The 17,621-nt window shown below is 72.3% G+C and carries 20 protein-coding genes; 12 read left to right on the top strand and 8 right to left on the bottom strand.

The window, feature by feature from the left end; translation table 11 throughout:
* Nucleotides 1–69: 69 nt before the first annotated feature.
* Nucleotides 70–960 carry a helix-turn-helix domain-containing protein gene (locus IMZ35_RS05155; protein ID WP_307867772.1) on the top strand — a complete coding sequence of 297 codons (891 nt, stop codon included), beginning with the start codon at nt 70–72 and terminating at the stop codon, nt 958–960.
* 144 nt (nt 961–1,104) lie between these two features.
* Here IMZ35_RS05155 and IMZ35_RS05150 read toward each other — a convergent pair whose 3' ends face one another.
* Nucleotides 1,105–2,097, bottom strand: a complete 993-nt coding sequence (locus IMZ35_RS05150; RefSeq protein ID WP_199440289.1) for a LacI family DNA-binding transcriptional regulator — start codon at nt 2,095–2,097, stop codon at nt 1,105–1,107.
* Between the two features lie 276 nt (nt 2,098–2,373).
* Here IMZ35_RS05150 and IMZ35_RS05145 point away from each other — a divergent pair, with 276 nt between their 5' ends.
* The 5 genes from IMZ35_RS05145 to IMZ35_RS05125 all read left to right on the top strand — a co-directional run bounded on the left by IMZ35_RS05145 (nt 2,374) and on the right by IMZ35_RS05125 (nt 8,229).
* Complete coding sequence (locus tag IMZ35_RS05145) at nt 2,374–3,294, top strand: carbohydrate ABC transporter permease (protein ID WP_307867771.1); 921 nt, start codon at nt 2,374–2,376, stop codon at nt 3,292–3,294.
* Nucleotides 3,295–3,296: 2 nt separating this feature from the next.
* Complete coding sequence (locus tag IMZ35_RS05140) at nt 3,297–4,220, top strand: carbohydrate ABC transporter permease (protein WP_199439770.1); 924 nt, start codon at nt 3,297–3,299, stop codon at nt 4,218–4,220.
* Between the two features lie 55 nt (nt 4,221–4,275).
* Complete coding sequence (locus IMZ35_RS05135; protein ID WP_307867770.1) at nt 4,276–5,616, top strand: ABC transporter substrate-binding protein; 1,341 nt, start codon at nt 4,276–4,278, stop codon at nt 5,614–5,616.
* Between the two features lie 49 nt (nt 5,617–5,665).
* Nucleotides 5,666–7,414 (top strand): glycoside hydrolase family 35 protein, encoded by a 1,749-nt coding sequence (locus IMZ35_RS05130; RefSeq protein ID WP_199439769.1) that lies wholly within the window; start codon nt 5,666–5,668, stop codon nt 7,412–7,414.
* A gap of 200 nt (nt 7,415–7,614) precedes the next feature.
* Nucleotides 7,615–8,229 carry a helix-turn-helix transcriptional regulator gene (locus IMZ35_RS05125; protein ID WP_199439768.1) on the top strand — a complete coding sequence of 205 codons (615 nt, stop codon included), beginning with the start codon at nt 7,615–7,617 and terminating at the stop codon, nt 8,227–8,229.
* Nucleotides 8,230–8,307: 78 nt separating this feature from the next.
* On the opposite strand, the gene IMZ35_RS05120 is transcribed toward IMZ35_RS05125, so the two are convergent.
* Nucleotides 8,308–8,628, bottom strand: a complete 321-nt coding sequence (locus IMZ35_RS05120; RefSeq protein ID WP_199439767.1) for a hypothetical protein — start codon at nt 8,626–8,628, stop codon at nt 8,308–8,310.
* Nucleotides 8,629–8,690: 62 nt separating this feature from the next.
* A complete protein-coding gene (locus tag IMZ35_RS05115) occupies nt 8,691–9,392 on the bottom strand; it encodes an alpha/beta fold hydrolase (protein WP_199439766.1) in 702 nt (233 codons plus the stop codon).
* A 195-nt stretch (nt 9,393–9,587) separates the two neighbouring features.
* Here IMZ35_RS05115 and IMZ35_RS05110 point away from each other — a divergent pair, with 195 nt between their 5' ends.
* From IMZ35_RS05110 to IMZ35_RS05085, 6 genes are all read left to right on the top strand, one after another.
* Nucleotides 9,588–10,238, top strand: coding sequence for a TetR/AcrR family transcriptional regulator (locus tag IMZ35_RS05110; protein WP_199439765.1), 651 nt, complete (start codon nt 9,588–9,590; stop codon nt 10,236–10,238).
* Between the two features lie 158 nt (nt 10,239–10,396).
* Entirely contained in the window at nt 10,397–11,884 is a 1,488-nt protein-coding gene (locus IMZ35_RS05105) for a DHA2 family efflux MFS transporter permease subunit (RefSeq protein WP_438816825.1), read from the top strand.
* Nucleotides 11,885–12,012: 128 nt separating this feature from the next.
* Nucleotides 12,013–12,600 (top strand): ArsR/SmtB family transcription factor, encoded by a 588-nt coding sequence (locus IMZ35_RS05100; protein WP_199440285.1) that lies wholly within the window; start codon nt 12,013–12,015, stop codon nt 12,598–12,600.
* Nucleotides 12,597–13,010, top strand: coding sequence for a VOC family protein (locus IMZ35_RS05095; RefSeq protein ID WP_307867769.1), 414 nt, complete (start codon nt 12,597–12,599; stop codon nt 13,008–13,010). The genes IMZ35_RS05100 and IMZ35_RS05095 overlap by 4 nt, the downstream gene beginning before the upstream one ends.
* Before the next feature lie 85 nt (nt 13,011–13,095).
* Entirely contained in the window at nt 13,096–13,479 is a 384-nt protein-coding gene (locus IMZ35_RS05090) for a hypothetical protein (RefSeq protein WP_199439764.1), read from the top strand.
* A gap of 45 nt (nt 13,480–13,524) precedes the next feature.
* On the top strand, nt 13,525–13,737 hold the full coding sequence (locus tag IMZ35_RS05085; protein ID WP_229370753.1) for a hypothetical protein: 213 nt from the start codon (nt 13,525–13,527) through the stop codon (nt 13,735–13,737).
* On the opposite strand, the gene IMZ35_RS05080 is transcribed toward IMZ35_RS05085, so the two are convergent.
* The 5 genes from IMZ35_RS05080 to IMZ35_RS05060 all read right to left on the bottom strand — a co-directional run bounded on the left by IMZ35_RS05080 (nt 13,688) and on the right by IMZ35_RS05060 (nt 17,180).
* Complete coding sequence (locus IMZ35_RS05080) at nt 13,688–14,149, bottom strand: DoxX family protein (RefSeq protein WP_199439763.1); 462 nt, start codon at nt 14,147–14,149, stop codon at nt 13,688–13,690. The two genes, IMZ35_RS05085 and IMZ35_RS05080, sit on opposite strands and share 50 nt — an antisense overlap.
* Before the next feature lie 93 nt (nt 14,150–14,242).
* Nucleotides 14,243–14,620, bottom strand: coding sequence for a hypothetical protein (locus tag IMZ35_RS05075; RefSeq protein WP_199440282.1), 378 nt, complete (start codon nt 14,618–14,620; stop codon nt 14,243–14,245).
* 44 nt (nt 14,621–14,664) lie between these two features.
* Nucleotides 14,665–14,838, bottom strand: a complete 174-nt coding sequence (locus IMZ35_RS05070) for a hypothetical protein (protein WP_199439762.1) — start codon at nt 14,836–14,838, stop codon at nt 14,665–14,667.
* 62 nt (nt 14,839–14,900) lie between these two features.
* The gene (locus IMZ35_RS05065) at nt 14,901–15,536 is read right to left on the bottom strand and encodes a DUF998 domain-containing protein (RefSeq protein WP_199439761.1); all 636 of its coding nucleotides are present in this window, start codon (nt 15,534–15,536) and stop codon (nt 14,901–14,903) included.
* Between the two features lie 312 nt (nt 15,537–15,848).
* Nucleotides 15,849–17,180: a glycoside hydrolase family 10 protein gene (locus tag IMZ35_RS05060; protein WP_199439760.1), complete on the bottom strand. Its 1,332-nt coding sequence runs from the start codon at nt 17,178–17,180 to the stop codon at nt 15,849–15,851.
* Nucleotides 17,181–17,621 lie beyond the last annotated feature (441 nt).

Raw genomic sequence — 17,621 nt, 5'->3', positions numbered from 1 at the left:
CCAGGTGCCCGTTCTGCCCAGCACTGCCGGGGACACCCGCGAACGGCCGCGCCGGGGCAACATGGGGGAGTGGTGGATCGAGCACGCGGTACCCGACTCGGCGAGTTCCTGCGCGGCAGACGGGCCGCCGTCCGGCCGGAGGACGTCGGCGTCCTCTGGCACGGCGAGCGCCGCGTCCCCGGCCTGCGCCGCGAGGAGCTGGCGATGCTCGCCGGGGTCAGCCTCACCTACTACACCCGCCTGGAGCAGGGGCACAGCACGAACGCCTCGGAGTCGGTGATCGACGCGGTGGCGACCGCGCTCGGCCTCGACGACGACGAGCGCGCGCACCTGCACGACCTCGCCCGGCCGGCCCGCGCGAAGCGCCGCCCGCCGGAGCGGCCCGCCGTCGCGCGACCGGGGACCAGGCAGCTCGTCGACGCCATGACCGACGTCCCGGCCCTCGTGCTGGGCCCGCGCACCGAGGTGCTCGCCTGGAACGCGCTGGGCCACCAGCTCTACGCCGGGCACCTCGACCGCGACGCGCCGGACCGGATCGCCGACCGGCCCAACCTCACGGCGATGCTGTTCCTGGACCCCCACCACCGCGACCTGCACCGCTGCTGGCGGACCGAGGCGACCCGCGCCGTGGCGTCGCTGCGCCTGGTCGCCGGACGCGCCGCCGACGACCGGGCGCTGACCGAGCTGATCGGCGAGCTGGTCGTGCGCAGCCCCGAGTTCGCGTCGCTGTGGGCGCAGCACCCGGTGGCGACCTGCGTGTCCGGCACCAAGCACCTGCGCCACCCCGTGGTCGGCGACCTGGACCTCCAGTTCGAGGCGCTGCACGTGGCGGGCCCGTCCGGACAGCGGGTCCTCGCGCTCAGCGCGGCGCCGGGCTCGCCGTCGGAAGCCGCCCTGAGCCTGCTGCGCGCGACCGCGCACGTGCGACCGTCCACCGGGGACCGGTCCTTCCGGACGTGATCGGGCGCCCGTCCTGCTCTCTTCCCCGCCCCGGAGGCGGCAGGCGCTGCGCGGATCGCCGAACGACCGCCGTGAGGAGATCGCCCGCGGGGAAGCCGCCCGGCGTCGCGCTGCCGGGGCGGCACCACCACCGGCTGACGCGCGTCAGTGCCGGTGGCGCGGCGGGGCCGTGCTCTCGCGCACCACCAGGCGGATCGGCACCAGGGACGTGCCCGGTTCGACCGCCTCGGCGCGCACCTGACGCAGGACGCGCTCGACGCACCGGCGACCGACCTCGGCGAAGTCCTGGTGCACGGTGGTCAGCGGCGGGATGAAGGAGACCGCGTCCGGGATGTCGTCGAACCCCACGACGCTGACGTCGCGGGGCACGATCCTGCCCCGGTCGTGGAACGCCCGCAGCAGCCCCAGCGCCATCTGGTCGTTGGCGGCGAACACGGCGGTGCAGTCCGGCTCGTCGGCCAGCAGCAGGCCCGCGCGGTACCCGGAGTCGGAGGACCAGTCGCCGCGAGCCGGTGGGGGAACGCGCCGGCCGGACCGCTCCAGCGTGGTGCGCCACGCCGCCGCGCGCCGCTCCGCCGCGAACGACTCCTCCGGTCCGGCCACGTGCCACACCGTGCGGTGACCCAGGTCCAGCAGGTGCCGGACGGCCAGGCGGGCCCCGTCGACCTGGTCGGTGTCCACGGTGGCGTAGCGGTCGTCGGCGTCGGAGTCCACGACGACGACCGGCACCCCCGAGGGGAGGCTGACGGCGGCGGTGTCGACCAGGTGGTTCTCCATGATCACGATCACCGCGTCGACGGCCAGCTCTCCCAGCCGGGTGAAGGCGCCGAGGACGCCGTCGCGGGTCGGCACGGCGACGGGGATCAGCGTGATGGCGTAGCCCTCGCTCGCGGCGTGGTCGACGATCGCCTCCAGCGTCCGGCTGTTGCCGACCGTGGACAGGGTGAAGAGGATGACGCCGATGGTGCGGAACTGGCCGTACTTCAACGCGCGCGCCGCGCTGTTGGGCCGGTAGCCCAGCTCCTGCATGGCCGTCAGGACCTGTTCCCTGGTCGAGCCCACGACGCCCGGATGGCCGTTGGAGACCCGGGAGACGGTCTGCGCCGAGACACCGGCCCGGCGGGCCACGTCGGTCATCGACACGCGGCGCGAGGGTCGTGCGGGCTGGTCCCGCGGCACGTCAGCGGCCGATCTGCTCGCACTCACGCCGTGCTGCCCCCTTTCGCGCCGGGTCTTGACGCGACCGGACGGCGCTGCAACTATAGCGCCACCGTGTTTGCGCAAACATCCCCTGGTGGGAGCGTTTTCGGCTACCCGAGGTCAATTCTGCCGAGCAGTTCCGCGAAGTTGATGTTTGCGTAAACATCGTCGAGCACCCCGGTCGCACCGCTGCGGCCGGAAGTGAGGAGCACCGTGGCGACACCCCTGCCCGCGGCCGTACCGGCCGAGAACGGGCGACGACGGCCGCGGCGACGGCGCTCGTGGGCCGGCTGGCGGTTCGTCGGCCCGTTCCTGGCGATCTTCGCGCTGGTCTTCCTAGCGCCCGTCGCCTACTCGATCTACCTGAGCCTCTTCCGCACCCGCCTGGTCGGCGGCACCACGTTCGTCGGCCCGGACAACTACGAGCAGGTGCTCCGCGATCCGCAGTTCTGGTCCGCGGTGGTCCGCGTGACGCTGTTCCTGGCCGTCCAGGTGCCCGTGATGCTGCTGATCGCGCTGCTGGTCGCGCTGGCCGTCGACAGCGGGCGGCTCTACGGCCGGAACTTCTTCCGCATCGCGGTCTTCCTGCCGTACGCGGTGCCCGCGGTCGTCGCCACGCTGATGTGGGGCTTCATGTACGGCACGCAGTTCGGCCTGGTCGGCAACGTCAACGAGGCGTTCGGGATCACGCTGCCGGACCCGCTGTCGCCGGAACTGGTCCTCGCGTCCATCGGCAACATCGTGACCTGGGAGTTCATCGGCTACAACATGCTGATCTTCTACTCGGCCCTGCGGGTGGTGCCCACGTCGCTCTACGAGTCGGCGGAGATCGACGGGGCCGGTCAGCTGCGGGTCATCACCTCGATCAAGCTGCCCGCCCTGCGCGGCGCACTGCTGATCGCCACGATCTTCTCGATCATCGGCAGCTTCCAGCTGTTCAACGAACCCAGCATCCTGCAGAGCATCGCACCGAACGCGATCACCACGGACTTCACGCCGAACCTGTACGCCTACTCGCTGTCGTTCTCCGGTCAGCGCTTCGACTACTCGGCCACCGTGGCGATCGTGATGGGCCTCATCACGATGGTCGTGGCCTACGTCGTGCAGCTGCGCGGCATGCGCGAGAGGGGCTGACGATGAGCGTTCCCGTCCGCATCCGCGAGTCCCGGCGCCGGGTGGCGCCGCCGCGCTCCACCGGCCGGTCGACGAGCGCCCGCCGACCGCGGCGCAGCGTCCTGCTCACCGCGCTGACCGGCGTGGTCGTCCTGTACTCCCTGGTCCCGCTGGTGTGGCTGGTCGTCAACGCGACCAAGACGCAGCAGGGCCTGTTCGACTCCTTCGGCCTGTGGTTCGCCGACGACTTCGCCCTGTGGGACAACGTCGTCCGCACCCTGACCTACGACGACGGGATCTTCCTGCGCTGGCTGGGGAACACCGTGCTCTACGTCGTGCTCGGCGCGGGCGGAGCCACGGCGCTGGCCGCACTGGGCGGGTACGGGCTGGCCAAGTTCGACTTCCCCGGCAAGCGCGCCGTCTTCGCGGTGATCATCGGCGCGGTGGCCGTGCCGGGAACCGCGCTGGCCGTGCCGACCTTCCTGATGTTCAGCGGCATGGGCCTGACCGACACGCCGTGGGCGGTCGTGGTGCCCAGCCTCATCTCGCCGTTCGGCCTCTACCTGATGTGGACGTTCGCGTCCGAGGCGATCCCGGACGAGCTGCTGGAGGCCGCGCGCCTCGACGGCGCGGGCGAGTTCCGGATCTTCTTCCGCATCTGCCTGCCGCTGCTGGCGCCCGGCACGGTGACCGTGCTGCTGTTCACCGCGGTCGCCACCTGGAACAACTACTTCCTGCCGCTGATCATGCTGCGCGACCGGGACTGGTACCCGCTGACCGTGGGACTGGACGCGTGGAACTCGCAGGCGACCACGGCGGGCGGCGAGGTCGTGTTCGACCTCGTCGTCACCGGCTCGCTGCTGACGATCCTCCCGCTGATCGCGGCCTTCCTGCTGCTGCAGAGGTTCTGGCAGTCCGGCCTGACCGCCGGAGGCGTCAAGGGATGACGCCGACCGCACCACCTCCCGGTTCCCCGTTCCACCCTCGGAAAAAGGTCGCACCGTGATCAGACAACGTCGTCGTTCCGCGTTCACCGCCCTGGCCGGCGTCCTCGCGCTCGTCCTGGCCGCCTGCGGCTCCGGGGGCTCCGGCTCCGGCGCGCAGGAACAGCAGTTCTCCGACCAGGACGTGCAGGCCGCGCTGGACGCGGGCGGCACGCTGACGGTGTGGGCGTGGGAGCCCACCCTGAAGCAGGTCGTGGACGGGTTCCAGCGCAAGCACCCCCGGGTGAAGGTGGAACTGGTCAACGTCGGCACCGGCGACGACCAGTACACCGCGTTGCAGAACGCGATCGCGGCCGGTTCTGGCGTGCCCGACGTGGCGCAGCTGGAGTACTACGCCCTGCCGCAGTTCGCCCTGGCCAAGTCGGTCACCGACCTGCGCACCCTCGGTGCGGACGAGTACCGGGACACCTTCACCCCCGGCCCGTGGGCGTCGGTGCACGCGGGGGAGGGCGTCTTCGCCCTGCCGATGGACTCCGGCCCGATGGCGCTGTACTACAACCAGGAGATCTTCCAGAAGCACGGCATCGCGGTGCCGACCACCTGGGACGAGTACGTGGCCGCGGCCCGCGCGCTGCACGCGGCCGACCCGGCGGTCTACATCACCAACGACATCGGCAACGCGGGCATGGCCACCAGCATGATCTGGCAGGCCGGCGGCAAGCCGTACGGGGTCGACGGCACGAACGTGACGATCGACTTCTCCGACGAGGGCACCCAGCGCTACACCGCGATGTGGCAGCAGCTCATCAGCGAGAAGCTGCTCGCGCCGGTGGACTCCTGGACCGACCAGTGGTACCAGGGCCTGGCCGAGGGCAGTGTCGCGACCCTGGTGACCGGTGCCTGGATGCCCGCCAACCTCCAGTCCGGTGTCGCCGCGGGCGCGGGCAAGTGGCGGGTCGCCCCGATGCCGCAGTGGAAGGCGGGTGAGCGGGCCGGTGCGGAGAACGGCGGCAGCGGCCTGTCCATCCCGGCGGCCAGCGAGAAGAAGCCGCTGGCCCACGCGTTCGTCGAGTACGCCACCACGGGCGAGGGCGTGCAGCTCCGCGTCGACGGCGGCGCCTTCCCCGCCACCACCGAGCAGCTGTCGTCGCCGGAGTTCCTGAACGCCGAGTTCCCCTACTTCGGCGGCCAGAAGGCCAACGAGATCTTCGCCGAGGAGGCGCGCAACGTCCTCGACGGGTGGACCTACCTGCCCTTCCAGGTCTACGCCAACAGCGTCTTCAACGACACCGCGGGCAAGGCCTACGTCTCGGACACCACGCTGAGCGACGGCCTGCGCGCGTGGCAGGACTCGTCGATCGAGTACGGCGAGCAGCAGGGGTTCACGGTCGGACCGTGAACCGGCAGCACCACGTCGACGCGCCGCCCGCTACGAGAAGAGGACGTCCATGACCGCCCTGGGCACCACCGACGACGGATTCACCCTCGACGGGGCCCCGTTCCGGATGATCTCCGGAGCGCTGCACTACTTCCGCGTCCACCCGGAGCACTGGGAGGACCGGATGCGCAAGGCGAAGTGGATGGGCCTCAACACCGTCGACACCTACGTGCCGTGGAACCTGCACGAGCCGCAGCGGGGTGTCGTGCGCGTGGACGCGGAGCTGGACCTGCCGCGGTTCGTCGGCCTGGCGCAGGAGCACGGACTGCACGTGCTCCTGCGCCCCGGCCCCTACATCTGCGCCGAGTGGGAGGGCGGCGGCCTGCCGTCGTGGCTGCTGGCCGAGCCGGACGTCCGGCTGCGCAGCACCGACCCGCGCTTCCTCGACGCGGTCGAGTCCTACTTCGCGCAGCTGTGGCCGTCGCTGCTCGACACGCTCGCCAGCCGGGGCGGTCCCGTGCTGGCGGTGCAGGTGGAGAACGAGTACGGCGCCCACGGCGACGACGCCGAGTACCTGCGCCGCCTGGTGGACCTGCTGCGCGGCAACGGGGTGGACGTTCCGCTGTTCACCTGCGACCAGCCCGGCGACCTCGCCCGCGGCGGCCTGCCCGACGTGCTGCGCACGGTCACGTTCGGCAGCCGCGCCACCGAGGCGCTGGCCGCGCTGCGCGAGCACCAGCCCACCGGTCCGCTGATGTGCTCGGAGTTCTGGAACGGCTGGTTCGACGAGTGGGGCGGGCACCACGTCACCCGGCCCGCCGCGGACGCCGCCGCGACGCTGGACGAGATGCTCACCGCCGGTGCGTCGGTCAACTTCTACATGTTCCACGGCGGCACGAACTTCGGCTTCACCAACGGCGCCAACGACAAGGGCACCTACCGCCCGACCGTCACCTCCTACGACTACGACAGCCCGCTGTCCGAGGCGGGTGACCCGACGCCCAAGTACCACGCCTTCCGCGAGGTCATCGCGAAGCACGCCCCCGTTCCGCCGGGGGAGCCGCCCGCGGCCGGGCCGAAGCTGGCGGTGCCCGAGGTGCTGCTGACCGACAGCGCTCCGCTCCTGGGCAGCGCGGGCGTCCTCGGTGCCGCCGAGCAGGACGGCCACCCGTTCACGATGGAGGAACTGGGCCGGGGTACCGGGTTCGTGCTGTACGAGACGACCGTCGAGCACGCGGGCCCGGCCCTGCTGGACGTCACCGCCTTCGGCGACCGCGTCCAGGTGTTCCTCGCCGGCGTGCCGGTCGGCGTGCTGGAGCGCGAGCGCCACGAGCACGTGCTGGCGCTGACCGTGCCGCACCCCGGCGCGGCTCTCGCGCTGCTGGTGGAGAACCAGGGTCGCGTCAACTACGGCCCGGCCGTGCACGACCGCAAGGGGATCACCGGCCCGGTGCTGCTCGACGGCGTCGAACTCGGCGACTGGACCAGCACCGCCCTGCCGCTGGACGACCTGGCGGACCTGCGCTTCACCCCGACCTCCGGGCCACCGGTCGGCCCCGCCTTCCACCGCGGCGTCGTGCACGTCGACACCCCGGCGGACACCTTCCTGTCGCTGGACGGCTGGACCAAGGGCAACGCGTGGGTCAACGGCTTCCACCTGGGCCGGTACTGGTCGCGCGGCCCGCAGCGGACGCTCTACGTGCCCGCGCCGGTGCTGCGACCGGGCGCGAACGAGATCACCGTGCTCGAACTCCACTCGACCCGCCGCCCCGCGGTCGCGCTGCGCGCCGAACCCGACCTCGGTCCGACGGAGCGCTGAGCACGGCCGCCGCCGCGAGCACCCGGACGTTCCGCGCGCACGGGTGTCTCGTCGGCGGCTGCGGGTCGAACCAGGTCGGGCAGCGCCGCTGAGGTCCCGGCGGGGCGAGACCGCGCCTCCCCGCCCGTCGTGGTGGTAGAGGTGGTGGGGAGCGGATCGCGCTCCGCGACGACCTGTCCGGAAGGAAGGTGATCGGGACAGTGCCCTCCTCACCGCAGTCGGCCGACGGCCTGCGCGTCGCGGTCCGGACCGACGACCCGCTGTCGATGACCGCGCTGCTCACCTGTCTCGACCGGGCGCGCGGGATCTCCGCGGTGTCACCGGGCGAGCGGGCCGACGTCGACGTGCTGGTCCTGGCTTCCGCGGAACTCGCGGTGCGCGACGAGGCGCGCCGGGCCGCCGTGCCCGCGGTGCTGGTGGTGGGCGAGTTCGACCGGCGGGAGGCGCTCCGTCTCGCCGCCGCCGGTGTGGTCCAGGTCCTGCCCAGGGCGACGACCACCGGGGACCGGCTGGTGCGCGGCATCCGGCACGCGGCCACCGGCCCGGTGGTCACCGGAGGCGCCCTCCTCGACGCGTTCGCCGAGGAGGAGTCGCGCTCCGCCGCACCCCGCTCCCCGGCCGCGGAGGGCCTGCTGCCGCGGGAGGTCGACGTGCTGCGGCTGCTGGCCGAGGGGCGGCACACCGCGGAGATCGCGCACGAGCTCGGGTGCGCCACGCGCACGGTCATGAACGTCGTCCACAACCTGATCACCAGGAAGAAGCTGCGCAACCGCCCGCACGCGGTGGCGTACGCGATCCGCGCGGGCGTCATCTGACCGCGAGCGGCCGTTCACGCCGCGCCGCACCCCCTCGGGCGCGGGGAGGGGCCGGGAACTCCCGGCCCGCTGCCCGACCTAGAAGCGGAAGGGGTCCGTCAGCGAATCGAATCCGTCGTTCACGGAGCCGGTCACGTTGCCGGCGGCGTCGGTGACGTTGCCGGCGGCGTCGGTGAAGGTGCCGACGGAGTCGGTGGCGGCACCGGTCACGGTGGTGCCGAGGTCCTGAGCGGTGCCGGTGACGTCACCGGTGACCTGCGTGGCGGCGTCCGTCGCGGACGTGGACAGTCCCTCGGCCGCCTGCGCACCGGGCAGGTTGCCGGCGAGGTCGCCGACCGCGCCGGTGGCACCCGACACGAGTTCGGTGGCTTTGTCGCGGATGGCGTCGAACAGACCCATGGTGTGCACCTCTCGTCGAAACCTGACAAATCCGACAGTACTCGAACCGCGGCCGACGATGATCAGTTCCGGTCGACGGCGGCGAGGATCACCCGTCCGAGATCCGCCGGTTTCGTGAACTGCGGCCAGTGGCCGGTGGGGAGGTCGACGTGCTCGACGTCGGACACGCGCGCGAGTTCGGCGACGTACGGGTGCCCCCGCGCGATCCACTCCCGCAGGAGCTCGCTCGGGAACTCGCAGGCGACGACCGTGACCGGCACGTCGTAGCGCCGCTCGTCGGAGAGCACCTGGAGATCGCCGGCGACGGCCGCGGGCTGGGGCACCGCCCGCGCCCGGAACGCCGCTCGCAGTTCGTCGTCCAGGTCGCGCAGGTCGGCCTCGTCGAACTCCGACCAGTCCGGCAGCGGGATCTCGCCGTCGACCACGGGCAGCTCGGCGTTGATCGCCTTCCCGTGCTCCAGCGGCCCGGCGTCCACGTACACGACCCGCGCCACCCGGTCGGGTCTGGCGTCGGTCGCGGCGTGGGCGATGGCGCCGCCCCCGGAGTGCCCGACGAGCACGACCGGCCCGTCTGCCTCGTCCACCGCGGCGACGACCGCGTCGACGTGGTCGCGCAGTCCGATCCCGCCGCGGTCGGCGTCGACCGCTCCGAGGCCGGGCAGCGTCAGCGCGCGCACCCGGTGGCCCGCCCGTTCGAGCACGGGGGTCACCTCGTCCCACGACGAGCCGTCGAGCCAGAAACCGGGGATCAGCAGGATGTTCACGACGGGAGGCTACGACGTGCCACCGACGGTTCCGCCGCGCTCGTGCTCCGCGCCGGAACCGCACTCCCGCGGCGCGGGCGGTCGTGTCCGCTCGATCCGGTGGAACAGCGAGCCGGATGTGGGGATTTGCTCCCCGGATCGTCGGCTGGTTTACTGACCGGGGAAGAAGTCCCCGGTAAGCGCGAGAAGGGCGAGGTGTTGGACGACGAGACCGTCGTGTGCGTCCGACCTCGCCGGGCAGACGCCGAGCGCAACCGGGCGAACATCCTCGCGGCAGCGCTCGACGTCCTGATCGAGCACGGGTGCGACGCTCCGCTGGACATGATCGCCCGGCGTGCCGGGGTCGGCAACGCGACCGTCTACCGGCACTTCCCCGACCGGGACGAACTCCTGCACGGCGTGATCCTCGCGGTCGTGGAGGAGAACGCGCGCACGGCCGAGGAGCTGCTCGCCGGAGAACCGGACCCGGTCGCGGCGCTGCGCGCGTTCGTGCACCGCGGTGCGGAGAGCCGGATCAGCGCGATCGAGACGGCGCTGGCCCGCTGGGTGAACGGGGGAACCCCCGGGTTCGCCGAGGCCAACGACCGGATGCTCGCCGCGCTGGGGACGATGATCGCCGAGGGGCAGGAGCAGGGCCGGTTGCGCCCCGACATCGGTGTCGGCGACGTCTTCCTCGCCCTGTGCCAGCTCACCCGACCGATGCCGGGCGTCGACGCCCGGTTGTCGGCACCCTGCGCGCACCGGCACCTCGACCTGTTCGTGGACGGCCTGTGCGCACCCGACCCCACCCCGCTGGTCGACGCCGTCGACCTCGACCGGATGCACGGGAGTGCCCAGCCGGTCTGACCACCGCCGCCCGCACCGCCGGGCGGCACGTCCACGGCCGGGTCGACGACGACCGACGTGGACTGCGCAGGTTCACCACGAACGCACGGTGCGGTTCGCACCTCGACGCCGTCCGCGGGACGGCCGTTCCGCCCGCACGACGCCAGGAGAAGATCCACGTGACCACCACGTCCGGTACACCCAGATCGGCCACGGCCGACGCGCCGGAAACCGCCCACGTCCCACCCGCTTCGTCCAGGGCCACCACCCTGGTGCTCACGGTCCTGGTCCTGTCGGCCTTCGTCATGATCCTCAACGAGACGATCCTGAGCGTCGCCCTGCGCGACCTGGCCGTCGACCTGAGGGTGAGCACCACCACCGTCCAGTGGCTCACCAGCGGCTTCCTGCTCACGATGGCCGTGGTCATCCCGATGACGGGCTACCTGCTCGAGCGGTTCACGCCGCGCCAGGTGTTCGCGGCGGCGATGACGATGTTCACCCTGGGCACGCTGCTGGGGGCGCTGGCCCCCGGCTTCGCGGTGCTGATGGCGGCCCGCGTCCTCCAGGCGGGCGGAACCGCCGTGATGATCCCGCTGCTGATGACCACGGTGATGAAGCTGATCCCGGCCGAGCGCCGCGGCGCGACCATGGGCACGATCACCATCGTGATCGCCGTCGCTCCGGCGATCGGCCCGACCACGGGCGGCGCGATCCTGTCCACGCTGGACTGGCGGTGGATGTTCTGGCTCGTCCTGCCGCTCGCGGTGACCGCCCTGGTCGTCGGCACCCGGTTCCTGCGCCTGTCGGCGGACACCCGGTCGGTGCCGCTGGACCTGCTCTCGGTGCTGCTGTCCGCGATCGGCTTCAGCGGAGTGCTCTACGGGCTGTCGTCCTTCGGCGAGTCCAGCGGGGACGGGCACGCACTCTCCTGGGCGTCGATCGCCGTCGGGCTGCTCGCGCTGGCGGTGTTCGTGTGGCGGCAGCTCAGGTTGCAGAGCCGCGACCGCGCTCTGCTCGACCTGCGTCCGTTCCGGCAGCGCGACTTCTCCGTCTCGGTGCTCGTGTCCGCCCTGGTCTTCATGTGTTTCCTGGGCGCGTCGGCCATGCTGCTCCCGCTGTTCCTCCAGAGCGTGCTGCGGACCAGCACCTTCGTCAGCGGACTGGTCCTGCTCCCCGGCGGCCTGGCCCTCGGGCTGCTCGGCCGTCCGGTGGGAGCGCTCTACGACCGCGTCGGCGCTCGGTGGCTGGTCATCTCCGGCGCGTCCGCGATGACCGCGGCGCTGTGGCTGTTCGCCAGCCTCGGCGCCGGCTCGTCGCTGGGCCTGGTCGTCGGCGTCCACGTGCTGCTCATGGTGGGGATCGGCCTGATGCTCACCCCGCTCATGACCGACTCCCTGGGCGCGCTGCCCGACCACCTGTACTCGCACGGCAGCGCGATCCTGTCGACCCTCCAGCAGGTCGCCGGTGCGTTCGGCACCGCCGTGTTCGTCACCCTGGCCGCTCGCGGAAGTCTCGACCCGACGGGCATCCCGGACGTCGACGGCCTGCGGGTGGCCTTCGTCGCCGCCGGTTGCGTCGGTGTGATCGCTCTGATCGCGTCCCTGTTCATCCGCGGACGCCGCGGCGGCGCGGACGCGGCGGCGCGGCCCGCGGGCGACCGCCACTGACGACGGTTCTCCCCGGCCGGCCGACGCCGGTCGGGGAGAACCCGTTCCACGACCGCCACCCGTTCCTCTCCGGTGCTCGCCCGCCCCCCTCGACAAAAAAATTTGTCAGAGTGAGGCTCGGGCACGACGTGGCGGTGATCGACGATCCGGAGGCGGCCGAGGTCTCGCTCGACCCGGTGCGCGCCAGGCTGCTCGCCGAGCTGTCCGAACCCGGCTCGGCCACGACGCTGGCCGAGCGGGTCGGGCCGACCCGGCAGAAGGTCGACTACCACCTGCGCACGCTGGAGCGGCACGGGCTGGTGGAGCTGGTCGAGGAGCGGCGCAGGGGCAACTTCACCGAGCGCGTGCTGCGGGCGACCGCGGCCTCGTACGTGATCTCGCCGAGCGCCCTGGCCGCGGTCGAGCCCGATCCGGCGAGGTCCCCCGACCAGCTGTCCGCGCGCTGGCTGCTCGCCGTGGCGGCGCGGCTGGTGCGCGACGTGGGTGAGCTGATCACGGGTGCGGCCGGGGCTCGCGAGCGCGTGGCGACGTTCGCCCTGGACGGCGAGGTCCGGTTCGCCTCGGCGGCCGACCGCGCCGCGTTCGCCGAGGAGCTCGCCGGGGCGGTGACGTCGCTGGTCTCGAAGTACCACGACGAGTCCGCGGCCGGTGGGCGGGCGCACCGCATCGTGGTCGCCGTGCATCCGACCGCACGACGAGAGGGGAAGATCCGATGATGTTCGTCCCGGTGACCAGCATCCTGGTCGACGACCAGGAGAAGGCCCTGGCGTTCTACACCGACGTGCTGGGGTTCGTGAAGAAGACCGACGTCCCGGTCGGCGACGCGAAGTGGCTGACCGTCGTCTCGCCCGGCGCGCCGGACGGCGTCGAGCTGCTGCTCGAACCGGACGGCAACCCCGGCGTGCAGATCGGCGGCGAGCCGGCCGCACGGGTCTACAAGAAGACGCTCTACGACGCGGGGATGCCGTTCACCGTGCTCGGCAGCACAGATCTGGAGAAGGACTGCGCGCGGCTGAAGGCCCACGGCGTCAGGTTCACCCTGGAGCCGACGAAGACCGACTTCGGTGCGCAGGCGGTCTTCGACGACACCTGCGGCAACCTCATCGCGCTCACCCAGCAGGACTGAGCGCTGTGGACCAGGCGGAGCACGGCACCACCGTGCTCCGCCTGGTCCACAGCGGTTTCTTCGACGGCGACGACCGGGGTGGACCGTGTTCCTCCACGACCTGGCGGAGTGCTTCCGGCACTTCGCCGGGCCGCCGGTGACGAGCGTGGTCGCCATCGGGGTCACCACCCGGCCCGGCGACGAGGTGTGGGCCGGCCCGATCGCCCGTCTCGGTGCCGATCCGGCCCTCGGCGAGCGGGTGCGCCTCAGACCGGAGGGCCTCGACCCCGCCGAGGGCGTGGTGGACCTGCGCGAGCCGTCGCTGCTCGGCGTGCGCACCGGGCACGGCCTGATCCGCTTCGCGGTGGACGACCTGCACGGGATGGCGAGCACGATCGAGTGCTCCTGCGGCGTCGCGGTGGACCGCGACGCCCGCACGGCCGCCTGGCGGTCCTGGCTCGACCGCGTCGTCGGGAACGACGGGCCGTGACGACGAGCGGGCGACGAGCGGTGTCCCGGCCGTCGGCGACGTGTCATGCTGTCCGCGGCACACGGGCCGGGGGTGGGCATGGCGTCGAAGCGCAGGACCGGCATCGCACCGTACGTGGCGCTGCTGCTGGCACTGGTCCTGTTCGTGCCGGCGGTCCGGGAGATCGCACTCGACCTCCTCGCACCACTGCTCGACCTGATCCGCGACGTCAGTCCGTTCCGCGGGTGGAGCGCGCGCCCAGCGCCCGCGGCAGGGTGAGGGCGCCGGGACCGAGCACCGCCAGCAGCAGGAACACCCAGCTGTAGACGGCAGCCAGCTCACCGGCGTTGTGCACCGGCAGCAGCGCCTCCGGCTGGTGCACGGTGAAGTACGCGAAGGCCATCACACCGGACAGCACGAACGCGGCGGGCCGGGCGGCCACGCCGAGCAGCACCAGGAGCGCGCCCACCAGTTCGATCACACCGGCGTACCAGCCGGGCCACGAGCCGACCGGGGCCGCGGCGCCCGCGCCGTCGACACCGCCGAACAGTCCCAGGCCCATCAGGCCGTGGAAGCTGAACAGGAACGACACGACGATCCTGAACGCGGCGAGCACGAGGGCGTCGCGTCCGGTGGTGCGGGTGGCGGACGCGGTGGGAGACGCGGTGGGAGACGCGGTGGTGGTGGTCATCTCGGTTCCTCCTCGGTGGGCTTCTACCGGTACGTCGAACGGGAACCGGCCCGATCGACACGTCCGCCGCACGACCGTCCGAGGAGGGGCGTGTCAGAGATCGCCGAGGGCGGTCACGCCCAGCAGGACCAGCGCCACCACCTTGACCACCTCCAGCACGACGTAGGCCAGGTGGGCGCGCGACCGGGGCGGTGTCCCGCCCGCCAGGACCCGATCGGACCGCCGGTCGAGCACCGGTCGCACGGCGAGCAGTTGCAGCGCCAGCACCGCCACCACCGCACCGAGCGCTCCCCGCACCGCGCCGGGCGGCCCGCTCACCACCGCGGCCGTCACCACGGCCACCGCCAGCACCACCTCGGCGAGGTTGAGCGCGCGGAACACGATCCGGCCGATGCCCAGCCCGATCGGGACCGTCACGCCCGGAGCCCGGAACTTCAGCGGCGCCTCCAGGAAGGAGATCGCCAGCACCATCCCCAGCCAGACGCAGGCACCGCCCGCGACCACCGCGGCGGAGGTCACCGGACACCGTCCTCGCTCGCGGCCACCACCGCACCGCACCGCGGGCACGGCGCGGGCGGGACGGCCTCGACGAACGCCCCGCACTCCGGGCACACCCGCGACAGCCAGCACACCGGATCACCGCCCTCGGCGTCACCTCGCGGGGGCGCACCGTCCGCTTCGAGTTCCACCGCCACCTCCACCTCGCGAGCCCGGTCGGGTCCGATCCTCCTCCCCGCACCGCGGGAGGGGCTCACTCGCCCGCTCGGCCGCGCGTGGCCAGAACGGCCGCGGCCACGGCGAACTCCCAGGCGTTGATCGTGTAGACGGCGCCGCGCTCCCAGACGCCGACGCCGAGGAGAGGACCTCCGGCGGAGGAGCCGACCAGGAGCACGACCAGCGACGTGAGCCCGGCCGCTCCCAGCACGGTGCTCACCACCGGGAAGCCGCGCGGCGGGGCGGAGCGGCGGACCACGACCCCGGCGGTGATCACCGCGAGGTTGCCGCCCACGATCGCCATCGCCGCGCCGACGCCGTGGAGGGCGGCGACGTGGTCGGCGTCCGAGTGGACGAGGCCGACCAGGGCGCTGCCCGCACCGTGCACGAGCGCCAGCGCGAGAAAGGCTCGCCGTCCCCGGCCCGCCGGCATCGCGCGGAAGGCGAACACGGCGCCTGTGCTGAACAGCAGACCCTGGTGGACGAGACCGAGGTTCATCACCGCGGCCAGGGGCGAGCCGGTCACCGCTCCCGCGGCGGCGCTCGTCTCCGGGACGCCGAGGTCGCTGATGTAGTGCTGCGCGTAGCTGTAGCCGGGCAGGGCCAGGGCCGTCACCGCCTCCGAGAGCAGGTACCAGGTGCTCGCCAGCACCCACAGCACGGCCGCGGCCACCCACGACTGCCGCGTGCTCGTCGAACAGGCGGCGCGTGCGCCACGATCGTGCGAGTGCACGTCACCCCCGGAGTCGGCGAAACTGCTCTCCTCGTTCTACCGGGTCACCGTCCGCACGGCCCGTCGGCGCGCACCGGTCGCTGCCGGGAGCGATCGGGGGAACGTGCTCGTGCGCTGTTCCGGTGACGCCGAGGCGGTGCGGCTGGCGGGGACGCGGACGCGCTTCGGCGGACTGGTCGCCGACGCGCCGGTGGACACCGGGCGTCCGGCGCGGGGGAGTGGCGGCTCCCCCGCCCCGGACCGTCGACGGGGTCAGCTGGAGACGCAGGTCGGGCTCAGACCGGCACTGGACCCGGTGCCCTGGAAGCCGAACTCGACGGACTGCCCGGCGGCGACGTTCCCGTTGTACGTCGTGTTCTTCCACTGGACCGTTCCGCTGTCACCGCTGCGTTCGGCGTTCCACGTCCCGGTGACCGTCGTGCCGGTCGGCAGGGCGAACGTCACCGTCCAGGCGTTGATGGCCGCCGATCCGGCGGTGACCCGCACCGTGGCGACGAAGCCGGTGTTCCAGGCGTTCACGGACGCCGCGACCGTGCAGCCGTCCGACTCGTCCGGCGGGGTCGTCCCGCCGCCGTTGAGAGCGTCGAGGACGGAGGTGTAGGCGGCCTTCTTGTTGCCGGAGCCGTCGAACAGCAGCGGGGTGCCCGACGCGCGCCAGGAGTCGGTGTCCCTGATGCCCCACACGGTGATGCCGGTGCAGCGGGTCACCGCGAGGCAGGCCCTGGTGACCCGGCCGAACGCATCGGCCTGGGCCGAGCCGGAGCCCTCGATGTCCAGCTCGGTGATCTGCACGTCCACGCCCAGGTCCGCGAAGTTCTGCAACGTGGTCTGGTAGTTGCCGGGGACCGGGCTGGCGGCGTTGAAGTGCGACTGGAGGCCGACGCAGTCGATCGGCACGCCGCGGGCCTTGAAGTCCTGCACCATCCGGTAGACGGCCTGCGTCTTGGCGTGCGACCAGTCGTCGGTGTTGTAGTCGTTGTAGCAGAGCTTCGCGCCGGGGTCGGCGGCTCGGGCGGCGCGGAAGGCCGCCTCGATCCAGTCGTTGCCGGTGCGCTGGAGGTTGGAGTCGCGGCGCGCGCCGCTGCTGCCGTCGGCGAACGCCTCGTTCACCACGTCCCACGCGTAGATCTTGCCCCGGTAGTGGGTGGCGACCTGCGTGACGTGGTTGAGCATCGCCTGGCGCAGGGCGGAGCCCTCCATGCTCTGCATCCAGCCGGGCTGCTGCTGGTGCCAGGCCAGCGCGTGCCCGCGCACCCGCATCCCCCTGGCGACGGCGTGGTTGACGATCCGGTCGGCGTTGCCGTAGGAGAACTGCCCCGGGTTCGGCTCGGTGGCGTCCATCTTCATCTCGTTCTCGGCCGTGACCATGTCGAACTCGCGGTTCAAGATGTTCACGTACGTCGAGTCGCTCAGCTTGCCCGCGCTCACGGCCGTGCCGAAGTAGCGACCGGACTGGGCCGCCGACGCGCCGAGCGTCGTCGCGGCGTCGGCGGCCGCGGGCGCGAGCACCACGGCTCCCGCGGTGATGGCCACCGCTGCCGCCACGAGCGCGGCTCGCGATCCTGACGTCGTCGTCAGTGTCATGTCTGGCACCTTCTGGGGAGCACCTGCGGCTGCGGCAGGTGGGGTGGTCGGCGCGACGTCGCCGGGGCGTGCCCGTGCGTCGGCGTCGGCGACCTGGTCCGGCACGGCGGCGGCAGCGCGACCCGCCCAGGTCTGAAACGTTTAGCAGTATTGACCGAAACAGACACCCGTGGCAAGGATGCCTTCGACGCTCTCCGCCAGGTGGAGCAGCGCTGACCCGCACGGGAAACGCGGGCACGATCACCGCGTCCGATCCGTCTTCGAACCCATAAGTGCAGGTGATGACTCGACTGTTCGTAGTCAGTGGAACAGTCGTCTCCTTGCGTGGGTCGATCAGAGATTGCGCAAACATGTCGAAACTTTCGAGTCCGCTTGGCGTGACGGGCTCGTCCGTCAGCGCCGGATGAGAGGATCGGGGCCTCGGATTCGGGGAGGCCGACG

Origin of the sequence: Umezawaea beigongshangensis, assembly GCF_016464305.1 — a bacterium.
GTDB classification, from domain to species: domain Bacteria; phylum Actinomycetota; class Actinomycetes; order Mycobacteriales; family Pseudonocardiaceae; genus Umezawaea_A; species Umezawaea_A beigongshangensis.
The sequence above is the reverse complement of the archived record's forward strand: the minus strand, read 5'-3'. Positions and strand labels throughout refer to the sequence as shown.